Below are 2626 nucleotides of genomic sequence, written 5' to 3'. Positions count from 1 at the left end.
CGTGCCGCCTTCCTGGGCAGCCTGTTTATTCTTCAACAGGCCCTGGGCGTCTTTGTTGCGTGCGATTTCCGTGGTGGCGGCCTCGCCGAGCATGGCGAAGTCTCTTTGATCCTGAATCCCGCGTTTTTGCCATTCGCCGGTCAGTTCGTCACGAACGGCGATGCCACGGACACGCTTTTCGACCCAATCGTCGGGGTAGCCTTTGTCTTGATAAAGTTTCCGCATCCGTTGCTGAGCGAGTTCGGGGTTTTCGATCTCCTGAACGCGCTCGTAGCCGACCTGGGCAAGCCAGCGTTTGAACGGCTCGGCCTTGGGGCTGGGGATCGACTGGATGATGCGAAAGGCGGATTCGACGTTGACCGCCTCAGTCTTGTAACTTTTTCCATCAGTGGAGGTTAATTTCAGTTGTACACAAAATGTGGACAACTGAACTTCGCTCTGTTTTAGCTCGCGCGCCTTCATCATGTTCCAGTAATTCCGTGGATTATCGCTGTCGGTCAGCGCGGCAATGATGTCTACGACTGAGAAAAACCACTGCTCATCGTGCCAAATTCGTCGAATCTGCTTCGCGCCGAAGACAATAATCTTGCCCTGCGAGTCGGGCGTCAGTTGATCGCTCATTTACAGCTCCTTTGTTTTAAGAAAAACATGAATGATGTTTTTTGCGTCCCACGGATCATCGATCTCAAGGAACGCCCATCGCCCGAAGCTGCCATGGTTGTTGATTGCCGGTACCCACAATGTGCGCGCCGTAGCGACTTTGGCAGCCTTGTCTTTCCTTTTCTCGCCGGTAACTTCGATGATCAGGTTGAGCAAATCATCCGGGCCGTGGCCGTCGTCAATGCAGGCAATAAAGTCAGGTATATAATCTTTCTCCTCACCATTCAGCGTGTAGGGGATGGTAAATCCAAGGTTGTGATTCTTGACGTAGCGAATGACCTCAGACATATCTTCGAGGGCTTCAGCCATCTTCTGTTCCCATGAATCGGTATCCGCAACGACGTGGGAGATGTGGCACTTGTCCTCGCGGGTAGCGAAGACGGGCCGGGTGGTGTCGAAATCCACATAACGGGTGGAGCCAAGGGTGTCATATGGTCGCAAGATGGGCTTAAGCGCAGCCGTACCGTCGGTCGAGGCAACGATGGCCTTGTAGATGCGGTCGGCGGCGTCGTGCGCAAACTCGATCAGCAATAGCAGTTGCGGGAAGGTGTTGTCTTTGAGCGTCATGCATTCTGCGAGCCAGCGTTTGGCGATGTCGAGCAATTGCGGGAAAAGCCAGGGCTTGTCGTTGCCGTCGTCGTCACGAAAGTACTTCTCCAGTGTGAGCTTGGCCAGCAGAAAGACGACTTCGTTAGGGCGTCGACGCTTGAGATCGTCAAGGGTATGGATGCTGGACTCACCAACAATAGGCGCGTTCTCGGTTTTAGTGGGAATGTCGGCAGTGGAAAGCACGAGTTTGGATTCGTCGGTGAAGGTCGCGTTGAGCCGTTCGCCGGCCACGTCGTAGCGGTAGCCGAGCAATCGGGGAAATGTTATTTCGCAGGCGATACGGCTTTCAAGGGCGCGCACGCGGGTGGGCAGCGGGCCTGGTTTTGGGTCTACTGTTGCACCACTACACGGTATAAAGGAAAACGGTACACCGTAAACCTCGGCATATTCGGGATTAAAATGGCCATGCTCATTGGCAGTATAACTCTTGCGCCGCAGAGCACGCCCGACCACCTGCTCGCATAGCAGTTGTGTGCCGAAGGCGCGCACGCCGAGAACATGGGTGACGGTGTTGGCATCCCAGCCCTCGGTGAGCATGGATACACTGACCACACATTTGACATGCTCGCCGAGCTTGCCTGCTTTGCCAACGGTGTTCATTACTTCGCGGAGCAGGTCTTCGTCGGTGAGATTCTCGGCGTCACGGCCGGGAAATCGAGTTCGGTAGTCGGCTTTGAATTCGTCGATTTCGCGGGCGGCGATCTTCTTAAAATCATTGCTCATTGATTCGCCGGATTCGAGTTGCTGGCTGTCCACCAAAATCGTATTCGGGCGGTGCAGCCAAGCACCGTTGCCATCATCATTTCGAAATATCTGTAGTTGTCCAGCTTGGACTATGGTTTGTTCGCCAATCTGTTTTTCCCAGCCGGCGATAAAGTCAAAGACCAGCTTGGAAACATTGGTGTTGTTGCAAACGACGATAAAGACAGGCGGCGTAATACCACGGGCGCAGGCCTCGGCGTTCTGCTCCCATAGACGGTAATACTTCTCGTAATTGCCGTAAAGACTTAGCAGTGCGCCCTGCAGCTCGACAGGGAGGTTCGGTTCACCGCCCAGCTTATCGGTTTTGCGCCCCTTCCTGGGAAGGTGCTCGCGGATGCGCAGCCACAGGTCGCGATAGGTGGGCTGCTCACCGGTCATCGAATCATCGGCAACCGGCACGCGAGGCACCTTGACGATGCCTGCTTCGATGGCATCGATCAGGGAAAAGTCTGAGACCACCCACGGGAAAAGCGTGCCTTCGGGGTAACCTGAACCGCGTAGGAAAAATGGTGTGGCCGAAAGATCGTAGATAGCCTTTACACCGATTTTGGCCTTCACGGCCTCGATGCCGGAGATCCAGATGCGTGCCTCCGCC

At 54.9% G+C, this 2626-nt stretch carries 2 protein-coding genes; both read right to left on the bottom strand.

Going from position 1 to position 2626, the window contains the following annotated elements; all coding sequences use genetic code 11:
• The coding region (locus tag COY37_RS04710) for a BRO-N domain-containing protein (protein ID WP_286976434.1) at nucleotides 1-621 on the bottom strand (621 nt) is incomplete at its 3' end.
• Nucleotides 622-2626, bottom strand: a 2005-nt coding sequence (locus tag COY37_RS04705) for a DEAD/DEAH box helicase (protein ID WP_353683000.1), incomplete at its 5' end; no start/stop codon positions are given.

Source organism: Candidatus Aquicultor secundus (assembly GCF_002791875.1).
GTDB lineage: Bacteria > Actinomycetota > Aquicultoria > Aquicultorales > Aquicultoraceae > Aquicultor_A > Aquicultor_A secundus.
This window is presented reverse-complemented; position numbering and strand designations above follow the sequence as displayed.